2 protein-coding genes are annotated in these 18,795 nt (G+C 75.4%); both read left to right on the top strand.

The window, feature by feature from the left end:
* The first annotated feature begins 380 nt into the window (after window positions 1-380).
* On the top strand, window positions 381-12,440 hold the full coding sequence (locus ACWEGE_RS15815) for an SDR family NAD(P)-dependent oxidoreductase (protein WP_449661154.1): 12,060 nt from the start codon (window positions 381-383) through the stop codon (window positions 12,438-12,440).
* Window positions 12,437-18,772: an SDR family NAD(P)-dependent oxidoreductase gene (locus ACWEGE_RS15810; RefSeq protein ID WP_449661153.1), complete on the top strand. Its 6,336-nt coding sequence runs from the start codon at window positions 12,437-12,439 to the stop codon at window positions 18,770-18,772. The genes ACWEGE_RS15815 and ACWEGE_RS15810 overlap by 4 nt, the downstream gene beginning before the upstream one ends.
* Window positions 18,773-18,795: the final 23 nt, after the last annotated feature.

Genomic DNA, 18,795 nt, shown 5'->3' with positions numbered 1-18,795 from the left:
GTGCGAGGCACAGCCGTGCCCAACGTCCCCCTGGCCTGGCCGGATCCGTGCGCACCCCTGGCCGCCTCCCCCGCTCGGTGATGATCGGCACCCAGTCTGGCAGAACCCCGGTGATTTCCCGACCCGGTTCGGGGCGCGGGGCGCCCGCAGGGCCTGCCCCTAGGGGTTTTTGAGGGGTGGTTGGGCGCTTCTCGGGAAACGTAGCCTCACCGTCGAACGAGTGACTCTCCCGATTCCGCGCCGCCGGTTTCGCTTTTCGTTCGCGCCGACGCCGACGAATTCAGCCGCCGGTTCCGGTACGCCCGGATCGGGGACACGGGGGAACCTGCCGGAAGGTCTGAGAGGCGCGCGTGCGGGGAAAAGACATTGCGATCGTCGGATTGTCCAGCCGGTTCGGGGACGGCGCCGGTGCGTCCGTCGCGGAACTCGCGGCCGGGATCGGAAACGGAGCGGACGTATTCGTCTGTGCCGATTCGGCGGAACTGCTCGCGCGGATCCGCCCCTTCTCCGGTGCGCCGGGAACCGTGGTGGACGGCGGTGCGCCCGCCGCCCTGCGCGCGGCCTGCGACCGGCTCGGCGAAACCGGCTTCGCGTTGGTCGGCGCGGACGACGCGGTGTGGCTGCTCAAGCCCGCCGAGCCCGGTGACCGGGCCCGGGGCCTCCTCCGGTCCGAGCCGGCCGGCGGCCCCGCGCGGGACGCGGCCGCGGGCGAACTGCCCGGTCTGGTGCGCGCGTTCGCCCGGCCCGGACAGCCGGAAGTGCGCCTCGCCGCCGGTGACGGCACCCTGGTGCTCGGGCCGCCCGATCCACCGCTCGCCTTCCTCTTCGCCGGCCAGGGCAGCCAGCGGCCCGGCATGGGCCAGGGCCTGCACCGCGACGACCCGGTGTTCCGCGCCGCCTTCGACGAGGTCTGCCGGCACCTCGACGCCGAACTCGACGTCCCGCTCGCGTCGGTCGTCTTCGGCGACCTGACCGCGCTGCTCGACCGGACCGAGTACACCCAGGCCGCGCTCTTCGCGCTCGAGGTCGCCCTGTTCCGCGCGGTGGTCGCCCGGGGCGTGCGGCCGGCCTTCCTGGCCGGGCACTCCATCGGCGAGCTGGCCGCCGCGCACGTCGCCGGCGTGCTCTCGCTCCCGGACGCGTGCGTGCTGGTCGCCGCGCGGGGCCGGCTCATGCAGGCGCTCCCGGAAGGCGGTGCCATGGCGGCGGTCCAGGCGACCGCAGGCGAGCTCGCCGGGACGCTGGCCGCGTACCCGGACGCCGAGATCGCGGCGGTCAACGGCCCGGCCTCGGTCGTCGTGTCCGGCGACGAAGACGCGGTGCTCGCGGTCGCCGCCGAATGGGCGGCGCGGGGCCGCAAGACCACCCGGCTGCGGGTCAGCCACGCGTTCCACTCGGCACACATGGACGGGATGCTCGACCGGTTCCGGGACATCGCCGCCGGCCTGGACTTCCGGGCGCCGTCGATCCCGGTCGTGTCCGACGAAACCGGCGAGTTCGCCGCCGACATCGCGACGCCCGAGTACTGGGTCCGGCACGTGCGGCGGCCGGTGCGGTTCGCCGACGGCGTCCGCACGCTCGCCGCGGCCGGCGCGCACGGCTACCTGGAGCTGGGGCCCGGCGCCGTGCTGAGCTCGCTGGTGCGTGACTGCCTCGGCGGCGAGGCCGCGGTCGCGCCCGCGCTCCGCCGCGGCCGGGACGAGTCCGCTTCGCTGGCCGCCGCGTTGACGGCGTGCCGGGAGACCCCGCGCGCCGAGCCCTCGCCCACCGGCGATGACCTCGCCGTCCTGGTGCGGGCCGAGGCGGCTCGGGTGCTCGGCGTGGCGCCGGACGCGGTGCTCGACGCGCGGCCGTTCGCCGACCTCGGCATGGATTCACTGGCCGCGGTGGAAATCCGCGACGCGCTCGCCGCCGCGACCGGCCGGCCGCTGCCGAGCACCCTGCTGTTCGACCACCCGACACCGCGGGCGCTCGTGCGGGCCCTCGCCGGTGCCGACGACGCCGGGCCGGACGTCCCGAGCCCGGCGTCGGCGGACGAGCCGATCGCGATCGTGGCGATGAGCTGTCGCCTGCCCGGCGGGATCGGGTCCCCGGAAGAGCTGTGGGCGCTGCTCGAGCGCGGGGGTGACGCGGTCACCGCGTTCCCCGCCGACCGCGGCTGGGACTTCGGCGCGCTCTTCGGCCGCGCGCCGGGCGAGCCCGGCACGTCGGACACCCGCGAGGGCGGCTTCCTCGCCGACGCGGCCGGGTTCGACGCCGGCTTCTTCGGGATTTCCCCGCGGGAAGCGCTGGCGATGGACCCGCAGCAGCGGGTGCTGCTGGAAACCTGCTGGGAGGCCTTCGAGCGGGCGGGCATCGACCCCGGCGCCCTGCGCGGCAGCCCGACCGGGGTGTTCGCGGGCACGAACGGCCAGGACTACGGCACCCTCCTGCTCGGCTCGCCCGGCGAGCTCGAGGGCTACCGGGGCACGGGCAGCGCGGCGAGCGTCCTCTCGGGCCGCGTCGCCTACACGTTCGGCCTCGAAGGTCCCGCGGTGACCGTCGACACGGCCTGCTCGGCTTCGCTGACGGCGCTGCACCTGGCGGTGCAGTCGCTGCGGGCCGGTGACTGCTCGCTGGCCGTGGTCGCCGGGGTGACGGTGCTGGCCACGCCCGCGAAGTTCGCGCAGTTCTCCCGGCAGGGCGGGCTGGCGGCGGACGGGCGCTGCAAGTCGTTCGCCGACGCCGCCGACGGCACCGGCTGGGCCGAGGGCGCCGGTGTGCTGCTGCTGGAGAGCGTGGCCGACGCGCGCCGCCACGGACACGAGATCCTGGCGCTGGTGCGGGGTTCGGCGGTGAACTCCGACGGGGCGTCGAACGGGCTGACCGCCCCGAACGGCCCGGCGCAGCAGCGGGTGATCCGGCGGGCGCTGGCTTCCGCCGGCCTGTCCGCCCAGGACGTCGACGTGGTCGAAGCGCACGGCACCGGGACCCGGCTGGGCGACCCGATCGAAGCGCAGGCGCTGCTGGCCACCTACGGCCGGGACCGGGAAACGCCGTTGCTGCTGGGTTCGCTGAAGTCGAACATCGGGCACACCCAGGCCGCGGCCGGGGTGGCGGGCATCATCAAGACGGTCATGGCGATGCGGCACGGCGTCGTGCCGAAGACGCTGCACGTGGACCGCCCGACGTCCGAAGTGGACTGGTCGGCCGGTGCGGTGGAGCTGCTGACCGAGGCCCGGCCGTGGCCGGAGACCGGGTCGCCGCGGCGGGCCGGGGTGTCGTCGTTCGGCGTGAGCGGCACCAACGCGCACGTGCTCATCGAGCAGGCGCCCACGACGCCTGGCGGGTCCAATGTGGACTCCGAACGCGGTCCGGTGGCTTGGCTGCTCTCCGCGGCCAGTGCACCGGCGTTGCGGGCGCAGGCCGACCGGGTGCGGGCTCGGGTGGCGGGCTCGCGGATCGCCGACGTTGCCTTCTCCCTGGCCACCGGGCGGGCGGCGTTGGAGCACCGCGCGGTGGTGGTCGGCGAGCGGGACGCGCTGCTGTCGGGTTTGTCGGCCCTGGCTGCCGGGGAGCCCGCTGCGAACGTGGTTTCGGGTCTGGTGGGTTCCGGTCGCACCGGGTTTCTGTTCTCGGGTCAGGGTTCGCAGGTTCTTGGGATGGGCCGGGATCTGTACGAGCGGTTCCCGGTTTTCGCCGAGGCTTTCGACGCGGTGTGCGCTCGTCTCGATTCGTCGTTGCGGGATGTGCTGTGGGGTTCGGATGCCGAGCTGCTGAATCGGACGGTGTTCACTCAGGCCGGGTTGTTTGCGGTCGAGGTGGCGTTGTTCCGCTTGTTGGAGTCGTTTGGGGTGCGGCCGGATGTGTTGGTGGGGCATTCGATCGGTGAGTTCGCGGCGGCGCATGTTGCTGGTGTGCTTTCGCTGGATGACGCGTGTGCGCTGGTGTCGGCGCGTGGTCGGTTGATGCAGGCGTTGCCCGAGGGTGGGGCGATGCTGGCGGTGCAGGCCACGCACTCGGAGATCGCCCCGGTGCTGGGTGATGGTGTTTCGCTGGCCGCGGTGAACGGTCCGGATTCGGTCGTTGTTTCGGGTGATGTGGCGGCGGTCGAGCAGGTTGCCGAATGGGCGGCCGACCGCAAAACGCGCTGGCTGAAAGTGTCGCACGCGTTCCATTCGCATCGGATGGATCCGATGCTGGCGGAGTTCGCGGCGGTGGCGTCCACTGTGGAGTATCACGCGCCGGAGCTGCCGATCGTGTCGACCTTGACCGGTGAGCCGGTGACGGTGTTCGACGCGCAGTACTGGGTCGATCAGGTGCGGGGCACGGTCCGTTTTGCCGACGCCGTGGTGGCTGCGGGTGCCGGGCGCTGGGTCGAGGTCGGGCCGGGTGCGGTGCTGGCCGGGCTGGTCGATGGTGTGGCGGTGCAGCGGGCCGACCGCGATGGGGTGCCGGCGTTCCTGACCGCGCTGGGCCGGCTGCACGTCGACGGCGTCACCGTGGACTGGTCGCCGCTGTTCGAGGGCGCACGCCGGGTGGACCTGCCGACGTACCCGTTCGAGCACCAGCGGTTCTGGCTCGATCCCGCCCCCACCGGCGACCCGGTCGACGCCTGGCGCTACCGCGTCGCCTGGCGCCCGGTCCCGGCTCCCGCCGCGCCGCCGGCCGGCACCTGGCTGCTCGTCCACCCGGCGGCCTGCCCGCTCGCCGGGCCGGTCACCGCGGCCCTCGCCGCGCGAGGCGCCCACGTCGTGGCCACGACCCTCGCCGACCTGCCCGCACGGTGGCCCGCCGAACCGGTGGCCGGCGTGCTGACCACGCTCGCCGCCGACGGCCCGGCCGCGCTCGCCGAGCTGCTGCGCGCGCTCACCGGCCGGGGCGGCGAAGCACCCGTGTGGTGCCTGACCGCGGGCGCGGTGTCCACTTCGGACCACGACCCGGTCACCGCGCCCCGCCAGGCCATGGCCTGGGGCCTCGGCGCGGTCGCCGCGCTGGAGCACCCCCGGCTGTGGGGCGGGCTCGTCGACCTGCCCGCGGAACTCGACGAAAGCGCCGCCGACCGGCTGTGCGCGGTGCTTTCCGGCCGGACCGGCGAGGACCAGGTCGCCGTCCGGGCGGCCGGGGTGCTCGCCCGCCGGCTCGTCCGCGCACCCCGCGCGAGCGCGGGCGTCACCGCGTGGCAGCCCCGCGGCACGGTCCTGATCACCGGCGGCACCGGCGCGCTCGGGGCCGAGGTCGCCCGCGAGCTCGCCGCCGGTGGCGCCGAACGGCTGCTGCTGCTCAGCCGCCGTGGCCGGGACGCACCCGGCGCGGCCGCGCTCGAAGCCGAGCTCACCGCCGCGGGGGCGGCGGTCACCGTCGCCGCCGTGGACGCGGCCGACCGGGCCGCCGTCGCGGCCGTGCTCGCCGCCCTGCCGGAAGACCAGCCCGTGCGCGCCGTCGTGCACGCGGCCGGGGTGCTGGCCGACGGCGTCCTCGAATCCCTCACGCCCGAGCGGTTCGAACCGGTGCTGACGGCCAAGGCGGACTCCGCGTGGGTGCTGCACGAGCTCACCGAAGACGCCGGCCTCGACGCCTTCGTGCTGTTCTCCTCCGACACGGGCACGCTCGGCAGCGCCGGCCAGGGCAACTACGCCGCCGCCAACGCCTACCTGGACGCGCTCGCGTCGTACCGCCGGGCCCGCGGCCTGCCGGCGACGTCGATCGCCTGGGGACCGTGGGCGGAGGGCGGCATGGCGGCCGGTGGCGCGGCCGCCGACCGGCTCCGGCTGCGCGGGCTCGGCGCCATGCCGCCCGCGCTCGCCCTCGGCGCGCTCACCGCGGCGATCGCCGACGGCGAGACCACGCTGACCGTCGCCGACATCCGCTGGGACCGCTTCGCGGTGTCGTTCGCCGGTGCCCGGCCGAGCCCGCTGCTCGCCGAACTGCCGGAGGCGCGTCCGCCGTCGGAGGCGGCGAAGCCGGCCGGGCGGAGCCGGGCCGAGCTCGCCGTGCTGGTCCGCACGCACACCGCGTCGGTGCTCGGGCACGCCGGACCGGCCGACGTGCCCGCCGACCGGTCGTTCAAGGACCTCGGCTGCGACTCGCTGACCGCGGTCGAGCTGCGCAACGCGCTCGCGGCGGCCACCGGCTTGAGCCTGCCCGCCACCGCCGTCTTCGACTACCCGACCCCGGCCGCGCTGGCCGGGTACCTCGCCGCGGAGCTGGGCGGCGGCGAAACCGACGTGGCCGCGCCCGTCGCCGCGGCCGCCGACGGCGAGCCGGTCGCGATCGTCGGCATGGCCTGCCGGTTCCCCGGCGGCATCCGCACCCCGGACGAGTACTGGGCGTTCGTCGCCGCCGGCGGCGACGCGATCGGCCCGTTCCCGGCCGGGCGCGGCTGGGACGTCGACGGGCTGCACGACCCGGACCCGGAGGCGGCGGGCAAGTCCGTCACCCGCGAGGGCGGGTTCCTCTACGACGCCGACGAATTCGACCCGGCGTTCTTCAGCGTCTCGCCGCGCGAGGCGCTCGCCATGGACCCGCAGCAGCGGCTGCTGCTGGAGACGTCGTGGGAGGCGCTGGAGCGGGCGGGCATCGACCCGTCGAGCCTGCGCGGCAGCCGCACCGGCGTCTACACCGGTGTCAACACCCACGACTACGCCGAGCTCCTCGACGACGCCGTCCTGGAAGGCTTCCGCGGCACCGGGACGGCGTCGAGCGTGCTGTCCGGCCGGGTGGCCTACGTGCTCGGCCTGGAGGGCGCGGCCGTTTCGGTGGACACGGCGTGTTCGTCGTCGCTGGTCGCGACCCACCTCGCCGATCAGGCGCTGCGCCGCGGCGAGTGCACGCTCGCGCTGGCCGGCGGCGTGACGATCATGGCCACGCCCCGCCGGTTCGTCGAGCTGTCGCGGCAGGGTGCGCTGTCCGGGGACGGGCGGTGCCGCGCGTTCGCCGAGGACGCCGGCGGCGCCGGGTTCGCCGAGGGCGTCGGCGTGCTGGTGCTGGAGCGGCTGTCCGACGCGCGCCGCAACGGGCACCCGGTGCTCGCGCTGCTGAAGGGCTCCGCGATCAACTCCGACGGCGCGTCGAACGGCCTCACCGCGCCGAACGGGCCGTCGCAGCAGCGGGTGATCCGGCAGGCGCTGGCCGCCGCCGGATTGTCTGCTCAGGACGTCGACGTGGTCGAGGCGCACGGCACGGGCACGAAGCTCGGCGATCCGATCGAGGCGCAGGCCCTGCTGGCCACCTACGGCCGGGACCGGGACCGGCCGCTGTGGCTGGGCTCGGTGAAGTCGAACATCGGGCACACCCAGGCCGCGGCCGGGGTCGCCGGGATGATGAAGGTGGTGCTGGCCATGCGGGCCGGGGTGCTGCCCGCGACGCTGCACGCGGCCGAGCCGTCGTCCCACGTGGACTGGACGGCCGGGCAGGTCCGGCTGCTGACCGGTGAACAGCCGTGGCCACGCGGGCCGCGGCCGCGCCGGGCGGGCGTTTCGTCCTTCGGCATCAGCGGGACCAACGCCCACCTGATCCTGGAGGAACCGCCGCCGGCCGAGCCGCGCGAACCGGAACCGGACCGGCTGGTGCCGTGGCTGCTGAGCGCGACGTCCGCCGACGCGGTGCGGACACAGGCGGAGCAGCTCTACGACCACGTCGCCGCGCGTCCCGGACTGTCCGTTGTGGACGTGGCCGCGACGTTGGACCGCACGCGCTCGGGGCTGGCGCACCGGGCGGCGGTGCTCGGCGCGGACCGCGACGAACTTTTGGCGGGGCTCGCCGCGCTGGCCGCGGGCGAACCGGGGGCCGAGGTGGTCACCGGGGTGGCGGCGGAGCCCGGCGCCGGGCCCGTCCTGGTCTTCCCCGGCCAGGGCGCGCAGTGGCTCGGCATGGCCGTCGGGCTGCTCGATGCCCACGAGGTGTTCGCCCGGCGGTGGGCCGAGTGCGAGCGGGCGCTGGCGCGCTGGGTGGACTGGTCGCCGACCGAGGTGGCGCGCTCGGCCGACCCGGCGGTCCTCGACCGCGTCGACGTCGTGCAGCCGCTGCTGTGGGCGATGATGGTGAGCCTCGCCGAGGTCTGGCGGTCGGCGGGCGTCCGGCCGGCCGCGGTGATCGGGCATTCGCAGGGCGAGATCGCCGCCGCCGTCGTCGCCGGTGCGCTGTCCGTGGAGGACGGCGCGCGGGTGGTCGCGCTGCGGGCCAAGGCGATCACCGAGCTCGCGGGAACGGGCGGGATGCTGTCGGTGCCGCTGCCGGCGGCCGACGTCGAGGCCGGGCTGGACCCGCGGCTCGGGATCGCGGCCGTCAACGGCCCCGCCGTCTGCGTGGTTTCCGGCGCGGCGGACGCGCTGGCCGAGGCGCAGGCGCGGTGGGAAGCGGCCGGCGTGCGCGTGCGGCGGGTCCCGGTGGACTACGCGTCGCACTCACCGCAGGTCGAGTCCATCCGCGAGCGGATCCTGATCGACCTCGACGGCCTTCGGCCCTCCTCTGTGGACACGATCTTCTTCTCGGCGCTGGAGAGCGCGGCCGTCGACGGCGCCGGCCTCGACGCGGACTACTGGTACCGGAACCTGCGTGGCACGGTGCACTTCTCGGCCGCCGTGCTGGCCGCGGTCGCGGCCGGGCACACCAGCTTCGTCGAAGTCTCCCCGCACCCCGTGCTCACCCTCGGCGTCGAGCAGACCCTCGAAGCCGCGGGCGTGCGCGGCGTCGTCGTGCCGACGCTGCGGCGCGACCACGGCGGGCCCCGGCAGCTCTGCACCGCGCTGGCCACCGCCCGCGTCAACGGCCTGCCGGTGTCGTGGGGCTTCGGCGACCGGGCCGGCGCCGACCTGCCGACCTACGCCTTCCGCCGGGACCGGTACTGGCCGGACGCCGCCGCGCGGCGTGCGGGCGACGCGACCGGGCTGGGGCTGACCGAAGCCGGGCACCCGCTGCTGGGTGCGGCCGTGGCCGTGGCGGACTCCGGCGGGGTGCTGCTCACCGGCCGCCTTTCGACGCGGACGCACCCGTGGCTCGCCGACCACGCGGCCGGCGACGTCGTCCTGGTGCCGGGTGCCGCGCTGCTCGAACTCGCGCTGTGCGCCGCGGACCGCACCGGCTGCGCCGGCGTTGGGGAACTGGTGCTGGAGAACCCGCTCGTGCTGCCCGGCCCGGCCGCGGTGCGGGTGCAGGTTTCGGTCGGTGCACCCGGCGAGGACGGCGGCCGTCCGCTGGCCATCCACTCCTGCCCCGACGGCGACGAGACCTGGACCCGGCACGCGACCGGGGTGCTCACCGAGACCGCCGCCGGCCCGGCCCCCGAAGCGCCGCAGTGGCCACCCGCCGGCGCCCGGCCGCTCGAGCTGACCGGCTTCTACGACCGGCTCGCCGAGACCGGCTACCGGTACGGCCCCGCCTTCCGCGGCCTGACCGCCGCGTGGGAGACCGCCGACGCGGTGTTCGCCGAGGTGACGCTGCCGGAGGAACAGCGCCGGGCCGCCGGGCGCTACGGCATCCACCCGGCGTTGCTCGACGCCGCGCTGCACGGACTGCGCCTGGCCTCGTTCGTGCCGCAGCCCGAGGCCGGCCGGATCCGGCTCCCGTTTTCGTGGTCCGGCGTGCGCCTGCACGCGACGGGTGCCGCCACCGTCCGCGTGCGGATCACCCCGGCCGGCGAAGACGGCGTGTCGCTGCTGCTCACCGACGTGACCGGGGCGGTCGTCGCTGCCGTGGACACGCTCGTGTCGCGGCCGGTGGCTCCCGGAGGGCTCGCCGCGCGCGAAAACCGGCTGTACACCGTGGACTGGACCCCGGTCCGGCCGTCGGACGCCCCGGCACCCCGGTGGGTGCCGTTCGACGGGCACCTCGGCGATGGGGCGGCGGTGCCGCCGGTGCTCGTCGCCGAGGTACCGCCCGGAGCGGCCGTCGAGACCGTCCAAAAGGGACTGGAACTGGTCCGTTCCTTCCTGGCCGACGACCGGCTCGCGCACTCGCGGCTAGTGGTGCTCACCCGCGACGCGGTGGCGGCGAGCCCCGGTGACCGGGTCGCCGGGGTCACCGGCGCCGGGCTGTGGGGGCTGCTGCGCTCGGCGCAGTCGGAGCACCCCGGCCGGTTCGTCTTGCTCGACCTCGACGAGGGCGCGCGGTTCGACCGGGCCCTCGCCACGGCGCTGGAGCTGGACGAGCCGCAGCTGGCCGTGCGCGCGGACGCGCTGCTCGCGCCCCGCCTCGCCCGCGCCGGGGACGACCGGTTGCGGGCGCCCGAGGGCCCGTGGCGGCTGGACGTGACGAAGGCCGGGACCCTGGACGACCTCGCGCTGGTCGAGGCACCCGGGGCGCTCCGCGCCCTGCGGGACAACGAAGTCCGGCTCGGCGTGCGCGCGGTCGGCCTGAACTTCCGCGACGTGCTGATCGGCCTCGGGATGTACCCCGACGCGGTGCCGATGGGCGCCGAGGGCGCCGGTGTCGTCCTGGAGGTCGGTGCCACGGTCACGGACCTGGCGCCGGGGGACCGGGTTTTCGGGTTGTGCAGCGGGGCGCTGGGACCCGTGGCGGTGGTGGACCGGCGGGAGATCACGCGGATGCCGTCGGATTGGTCGTTCGAGACGGCGGCTTCGGTTCCGGTGGCGTTTCTGACGGCTTGGTACGCGCTGAACGACCTGGCCGGGCTGCGTCACGGTGAATCGGTGCTGGTGCACGCGGCCGCCGGTGGTGTCGGCATGGCCGCGGTGCAGGTGTCCGAGCACCTGGGGGCGACCGTGTTCGGCACGGCCAGCCCGGCGAAGTGGCCGTCGGTGGGAATCGCGGCCGAGCGGCTGGCGTCCTCGCGGACCCTGGACTTCGAGCCCGAGTTCCTCGCGGCCACCGGCGGCGCCGGGGTCGATGTCGTGCTGGACGCGCTGACCGGCGAGTTCGTGGACGCGTCCCTGCGCTTGCTGCCGCGAGGCGGCCGGTTCGTCGAGATGGGCAAGAACGACATCCGCGACCCGGAACTGGTGGCCAAGGAGTACCCCGGGGTCGTGTACCGCTCGTTCGACCTGCGGGACGCCGGGCTCGACCGGCTGGCCGGGATGCTCGCCGAAGTCACCGCGCTGTTCGAACGCGGGGTGCTGCGGCCGCTGCCGGTTTCGGTGCGGGACATCGCCGAAGCACGGGATGTGTTCCGGACGATGAGCCAGGCCAAGCACGTCGGCAAGCTGGTGCTGCGGGTGCCGCGGAAGATGGCTGACGGCACGGTGCTGATCACCGGCGGCACCGGCACCCTGGGTGCGTTGCTGGCGCGGCACCTGGTGACCGAGCACGGGGTCCGGGACTTGGTGCTGCTGAGCCGTCGCGGCCCGGACACACCCGGCGCCGGCGAACTGTGTGCCGAGCTGGCCGGGCTCGGCGCGCGGGCCGAGGTCGTGGCGTGCGACGCGGCGGATCGCGACGCGCTCGCGAAGGTCGTCGCCGGTCTCGACCTGGCCGGGGTCGTGCACGCGGCCGGGGTGCTCGGCGACGGCGTGCTCGAGTCGGTGACGCCGGAGCGGCTGGCCGAAGTCCTGCGGCCGAAGGTCGATGCGGCGCTGAACCTGCACGAGCTGTGCGGTGACGTCGGCGCCTTCGTCCTGTTCTCCTCGTCCGCGGGCCTGTTCGGCCGGCCGGGACAGGCCGCCTACGCCGCCGCGAACACGTTCCTGGACGCCCTCGCCCAGCACCGCCGGGCCCACGGACTGCCGGGGACTTCGCTGGCCTGGGGGCTGTGGGCGGAAGCGAGCGGCATGACCGGCACCCTGTCCGAAGCGGACACCCGGCGGCTGGCGCGCCGCAGCACCATCGCACTGTCCACAGAGGATGGCCTGGCGTTGTTCGACGAGGCCCTGTCCGCGGGCGAGCCGCTGCTCGCCCCGATCCGGCTCGACCTCGCGGCCCTGCGCGCCCAGCCTGCCGTCGCCCCGGTGCTGCGCGGGCTCGTCCGGCGCGTCACCCGGCGGCAGGCGGGCACGGTCACCGAAGCCGCCGCGGGCACCCTGGCCACCCGGCTCGCCGTCCTCCCCGAGAGCGAAGCCGACCGAGTGCTGCTGAACCTGCTGACCGGCCACGTGAGCGCCGTCGTCGGGCACACCGCCCCGGACGCCGATCGCCCGTTCAAGGACCTCGGGTTCGACTCGCTGACCGCGGTGGAGCTGCGCAACCGCCTCGCCGCCGCGACCGGCCTGAAGCTGGCCGCGACGCTCGTCTTCGACCACCCGACCCCGGCCGCGCTCGCCGCGCACCTGCGCGCCGAGCTGCGGCCGGCCACCCCGGCCGCGACCGCCGAGCTCGAACTCGACCGGCTGGAGGCGGCGCTGTTCGACGGCGACGGGCCGGACGCGGGCGTCGGAGCGCGGCTCGAAGCCCTGCTGACCCGGTGGCGCGCCCGGCGGCAGCCGGACGCCGACGGCGCCGCGCGCGAATTCCGGTCGGCGACCGACGACGAGCTCTTTTCGCTCATCGACGACGAGTTCGGCCTGACGTGACCGGTCCGCAGCGAGACGGAGAAGCCGCGATGAACACCGAAGACAAGCTGAGGGACTACCTCAAGCGCGTGTCGGAAGACCTGCGCGCCACCCGGCGGCAGCTGCGCGAACGCGAGGACGCCGGCCGCGAACCGATCGCCGTCGTCGGCCTCGGCTGCCGCTTCCCGGGCGGGATCACCTCGCCCGAGCAGCTGTGGCGGCTGCTCGCTTCGGGTGGCGACGCCATCGGCGAGTTCCCCGCCGACCGCGGCTGGGACCTCGACGCCGTGTTCGACGCCGACCCCGACGCGCCGGGCAAGTCCACCGTCCGGCGGGGCGGCTTCCTCGACGACGTCGCCGCGTTCGACCCCGAGCTGTTCTCGATCAGCCCGCGTGAGGCGCTGGCCATGGACCCGCAGCAACGGCTGCTGCTGGAGACGTCCTGGGAAGCGGTGGAGCGGGCGGGCATCGACGTGACGACGCTGGCCGGGACGCGCGCCGGGGTGTTCTTCGGCGCGTCCACCCAGGACTACAGCGGCCTGCTGCGCACCGAAGGCGCCGACCTCGAAGGGCACGTCCTCACCGGGAACGCGTCGAGCGTGCTGTCCGGCCGGGTCGCCTACACCTTCGGCTTCGAAGGCCCGGCGGTGACCGTGGACACCGCGTGTTCCTCGTCGCTGGTGGCGCTGCACCTGGCCATCCGCGCGCTGCGCGCCGGCGAGTGCGACGTGGCACTGGCCGGCGGCAGCGCGATCATGCCCACCCCGCGGATCTTCACCGCGTTCTCCCGCCAGCGGGGCGTGGCCGCCGACGGCCGGTGCAAGGCGTTCGGCGAGGAAGCCGACGGCGCCGGCTTCGCCGAGGGCGTCGGGGTGCTGCTGGTCGAGCGGCTTTCGGACGCGCGACGGCAGGGACACCCCGTGCTGGCCGTGCTCACCGGTTCCGCGGTCAACCAAGACGGCGCCTCGAACGGCCTGACCGCCCCGAACGGCCCGGCCCAGCAGCGGGTGATCCGCCAGGCACTGGCCGACGCCGGGCTCGCCCCGGCGGACGTCGACGTCGTCGAGGCGCACGGGACCGGCACGAGGCTGGGCGACCCGATCGAGGCGCAGGCCCTGCTCGCCACCTACGGGCAGCACCGCGAGCGGCCGCTGCTGCTGGGGTCGGTCAAGTCGAACCTCGGCCACACGCAGGGCGCGGCCGGCGTTGCCGGGGTGTTCAAGGTGGTGCTGGCCCTGCGGCACGGCCTGCTGCCGAAGACGTTGCACGCCGATCCGCCGTCTTCGCGGGTCGACTGGTCGGCGGGTGCGGTGGAGCTGCTGACCGAGGCCCGGCCGTGGCCGGCTTCGGACCGGCCGAGGCGGGCCGGGGTGTCGTCGTTCGGCATGAGCGGCACGAACGCCCACCTGCTCGTCGAAGAAGCGCCGGCCGTGCCGGCGGAACCGGAACCCGCGCCGGTGCCCGTGCCCGCGGTCGTGCCGTGGGTGCTGTCGGGGAAGTCGGCCGCGGCGGTGCGGGCCCAGGCGGAGCGGCTGGCCGGGCACCTGGCCGAGCACCCGGCACCGACCCCGTCCGATGTGGCGTTTTCGCTGGCCACGACCAGGGCCCGGCTGGAGCACCGCGCGGTCGTGGTGGGCACCGGCCGCGACGAACTGCTGGCCCGGCTGGCCGCGGTGGCGTCGGGGGAGCAGGCGCCCGGTCGCGTCGCCGGTGGTGCGGGCCCGGTGCTGGTGTTCCCGGGCCAGGGTTCGCAGTGGGCGGGGATGGCCGTCGAGCTGCTGGATTCTTCGGACGTGTTCGCGGCTCGTTGGGCTGAGTGTGAGGCGGCCCTGGCGTCCTTTGTGGACTGGTCGCTGACGGAGGTGGCCCGCTCGGGCGATCCCGCCTTGCTGGAGCGGGTGGACGTGGTGCAGCCGCTGCTGTGGGCGGTGATGGTCTGCCTGGCCGAGACGTGGCGAGCCGCCGGCGTCGAGCCCGCGGCCGTGATCGGGCACTCCCAGGGCGAGATCGCCGCGGCCGTGGTCGCCGGTGCGTTGTCCCTTGAGGACGGTGCGCGGGTGGTTGCGCTGCGGGCGAAGGCGATCACCGAGCTGGCGGGGACCGGCGGGATGTTGTCGGTGCCGTTGCCGGTGGCCGACGTCGAGGCCGGCCTGGACCCGCGGCTGGGGGTGGCCGCGGTGAACGGCCCGTCCGCGACCGTCGTCTCGGGTGAGGCCGCCGCGCTCGACGCGGCCCAGGCCGCCTGGGAAGCCGCCGACGTCCGGGTGCGCCGGGTGCCCGTCGACTACGCGTCCCACTCGCCGCAGGTCGAGGCGATCCGGGAGCGGATCCTCCGCGAGCTGGCCCCGGTGCATCCGTCCAGTGTGGACACCACGTTCTTCTCGACGCTGACCGGCGAGCCGATCGACACCGCCGAGCTCACCGCCGAGTACTGGTACCGCAACCTGCGGGCCACCGTGCGGTTCGAAGACGCCGTGCGAGCGGCGATCGCGGCCGGGCACACGGTGTTCGTCGAAAGCTCGGCCCACCCGGTCCTGACCGTCGGCGTCCAGCAGACGCTCGACGCGGCCGGGACCGACGGCGCGGCCGTGCCGACCCTGCGCCGGGACCGGGGCGGGCTCGAACAGCTCTACACCGCTTACGGGGACGCGCACGGCGCGGGTGTGCCGGTCGCCTGGGAACGGCTGGTTTCCGGCCGGGTGGTGGAGCTGCCCACCTACGCCTTCCAGCACCGGCGGTTCTGGCCCCGTCCCGGCGGGGACGGTGGCGGGGACCCGCAGGCGTGGGGTCTCGGCGCCACCGGCCACCCCCTGGTGGGCACGGCCGTCCGGGCCGCGGAGTCCGGCGCGCTCACCTTGACGGGCCGGCTTTCGCCGTCGGCCCAGCCGTGGCTGGCCGAGCACGCGGTCCGCGGGACCGTGCTGCTGCCCGGCGCCGCGTTCGTCGAACTCGCCGCGCTGGCCGCGGCCGAGGCGGGCTGCGCCGAGATCGAAGAGCTCACCTTGGAGGCCCCGCTCACCCTGGCCGGCGAGGGCGGGATCGATCTCCAGCTCGGCGTCGCGCCGGCAGCGGACGACGGTCGCCGTGCGTTGACGATCCACTCGCGTACGGGTGCCGAAGAGTGGATCCGGCACGCGAGCGGCACGCTGACCACCGGCGGAACCGCCGTGCCGGACGGGCCGGGCGAGTGGCCGCCCGCCGGGGCCGTGCCGGTGCCGGTCGACGACGTCCACCAGCGGTTCGCCGACGCGGGCTACGAATACGGTCCCGCGTTCCAAGGCCTCCACCGGGCCTGGCGGCTCGGCGACGAGATCTTCGCCGACATCCGGCTCCCCGATGGCGAGCACGCTGGCGGGTTCGGGCTGCACCCGGTCCTGCTCGACGCCGTGCTGCAGGCGGGCAAGCTGCGGTCCTCCGATGACCCGGGCACGCCCCGGCTGCCGTTCGCGTGGACCGGCGTCCGGCTGCACTCGCGCGGGGCCACGGTCCTGCGTGCCCGCGTCGGCCCGGCCGGCGCCGACGGTGTCACGCTCGGCGTGACCGACGGCTCCGGCGCCCCCGTGCTGACCGCACGGTCGGTGGTGTCGCGGCCCATGGCGCAGACGCGCCCGGACTTCCTCCACCGGCTCGCCTGGCGCCCGGTCGCCGCCGATCCGCGCCCCGCCGGGACGTGGGCGGTGCTGGGCACCGCCGAACACCCCGGCCTCGCCGCGCTCGACCCGGTGCCCGACGTCGTCGTGTTCCCGGTGCCCGCGCCGGAGGAGGGCCCGCTGACCGCGCGGGTCCACGACGTCACGCGGCGAACCCTGGAGATCCTGCGCGGCTGGCTGGCCGGCGAGCGGTTCGGGCGGGCGAAGCTGGTCGTGGTCACCCGCGGTGCCGTGGCCGCCGGCGACGACGAGGCCGTGGCCGGGCTCGCGCAGGCCGCCGTGTGGGGCCTGGTGCGCTCGGCCCAGTCGGAGAACCCGGGCCGGTTCGTCCTGCTGGACCTCGACGCCGAAGCGGGTTTCGAGCGGGCGCTGGGACTGGACGAGCCGCAGCTGGCCGTGCGCGACGGCGTCGTACTGGCACCCCGGCTCGTCCGGGCGGCGGACGACCGGTTGCGGGCGCCCGAGGGCCCGTGGCGGCTGGACGTGACGAAGGCCGGGACCCTCGACGACCTCGCGCTGGTCGAGGCACCGGAGGCGGTGCGGCCGCTGGGAGACGGCGAAGTCCGGGTCGGGGTGCGCGCGGTCGGGGTGAACTTCCGGGACGTGCTGATCGGTCTCGGGATGTACCCGGGCGCTTCGCGGATGGGCTCCGAAGGCGCCGGTGTGGTGCTCGAGGTCGGTGCGGCGGTCACGGATCTGGCGCCGGGGGACCGGGTTTTCGGGTTGTGCAGCGGGGCGTTGGGACCGGTGGCGGTGGTGGACCGGCGGGAGGTCGCGCGGATGCCGTCGGATTGGTCGTTCGAGACGGCGGCTTCGGTTCCGGTGGCGTTTTTGACGGCTTGGTATGCGCTGAACGACCTGGCCGGGGTCCGCGACGGCGAGTCGGTGCTGGTGCACGCGGCGGCCGGTGGTGTCGGTATGGCGGCGGTGCAGATCGCGCGGCACCTGGGCGCGACGGTGTTCGGGACGGCGAGTCCGGCGAAGTGGCCGTCGGTGGACGTCGACGCCGAGCGGCTGGCGTCGTCGCGCACCTTGGACTTCGAGAGCGCGTTCCTCGGAGCGACCGGCGGTGCCGGGGTCGATGTGGTGCTGGACGCGCTGACCGGTGAGTTCGTGGACGCGTCTCTTCGGTTGTTGCCGCGAGGCGGCCGGTTCGTCGAGATGGGCAAGAACGACGTCCGTGATCCGGAGCTGGTGGCCAAGGAGTACCCGGGGGTCGTGTACCGCTCGTTCGACCTGCGGGACGCCGGGCTCGACCGGCTGGCGGGGATGCTCGCGGAGCTGGTGAGGCTGTTCGAACGCGGGGTGCTGCGGCCGCTGCCGGTTTCGGTGCGGGACATCGCCGAAGCACGGGACGTGTTCCGGACGATGAGCCAGGCCAAGCACGTCGGCAAGCTGGTGCTGCGGGTGCCGCGGAAGATGGGCGACGGCACGGTGCTGGTCACCGGTGGCACCGGCACGCTGGGCGGTCTGGTCGCCCGGCACCTGGTGACCGAGCACGGGGTCCGCGATCTCGTGTTGCTGAGCCGTCGCGGCCCGGACGCGCCCGGTGCGGACGAACTGTGTGCCGAGCTGGCCGGGCTCGGGGCGCGGGCCGAGGTCGTGGCGTGTGACGCCGCCGATCGCGACGCGCTCGCCAAGGCTGTCGCCGGCCTCGAACTGACCGGCGTCGTGCACACCGCGGGCACGCTCGACGACGGGCTGGTCGGCGCGCTGACGCCGGAGCGGCTCGAGGCGGTCCTGCGGCCGAAGGTCGATGCGGCGCTGAACCTGCACGAGCTGTGCGGCGACGTCGGCGCGTTCGTCCTGTTCTCCTCCGCCGCCGGGGTGTTCGGCAGCGCCGGGCAAGCCAACTACGCGGCCGCCAACGCCTTCCTCGACGCACTGGCGGCCCACCGCCGGGCCCGCGGCCTGCCCGCGGTGTCCCTCGCCTGGGGCCGGTGGGCCGACACCAGCGAGCTGACCGGGACGATCGGCGAGGCCGGCCGGCTCCGGATGGCGCGCCGCGGTTCCCTCGCGCTGACCAGCGAGGAGGCGCTGGCGCTGTTCGACGCGGGACTGGCCGAGACACTGGCCGTCCCGATCCGCCTCGACGTCGGCGCGCTGCGGACCGGCGCCGCCGAGGGCTCCGTGCCCGAGGTGCTCGGCGCGCTCACCCGCGAGCTGGCCGCGCCCCGCGCCCGGCGCACCACCGGAGTCACCGCGTCCTTCGGCGACCGGCTGACCGGACTGTCCACTGAGGACCGCGAGCGGGCCTTGCTGGAGCTGGTGCTCGGGCACGTGGCGACGGTGGCCGGGCACGGGTCGCTGGACGCCCTGCGGCCGGAGCGGCCGCTGAAGGACCTCGGGTTCGACTCGCTGATGGCGGTCGAGCTGCGGAACCGGCTGACCGCGGCGACGGGCCTCCGGCTGCCGTCCACCCTGGCCTTCGACCACCCGACGCCGTCCGCGATCGCGGACGTGCTGGCCGCGGAACTGGCGGGCGGCGACACCGAACCCGCCGCGCTGGCGGCCGTCGACCGGCTCGAGGAGCTGGTGTCCGGCCTGGCCGACGGCGACGACACGCGCCGCCGCGTGGTCTCCCGCCTGGACGCGCTGCTCGGCAAGTGGCGGGGCGGCGAGGCCGCCACCGTGGCCGGCGCGCTCGACGTGGCGACCGACGACGAGATCTTCGCCTTCATCGACAACGAACTCGGGTCCTGATCCATGCAGGCCCGCGCACCGCG

It is taken from the genome of Amycolatopsis sp. NPDC004747 (assembly GCF_053601335.1).
Note: the sequence above shows the minus strand (reverse complement) of the source record. Positions and strands in the feature narration are given on the sequence as shown.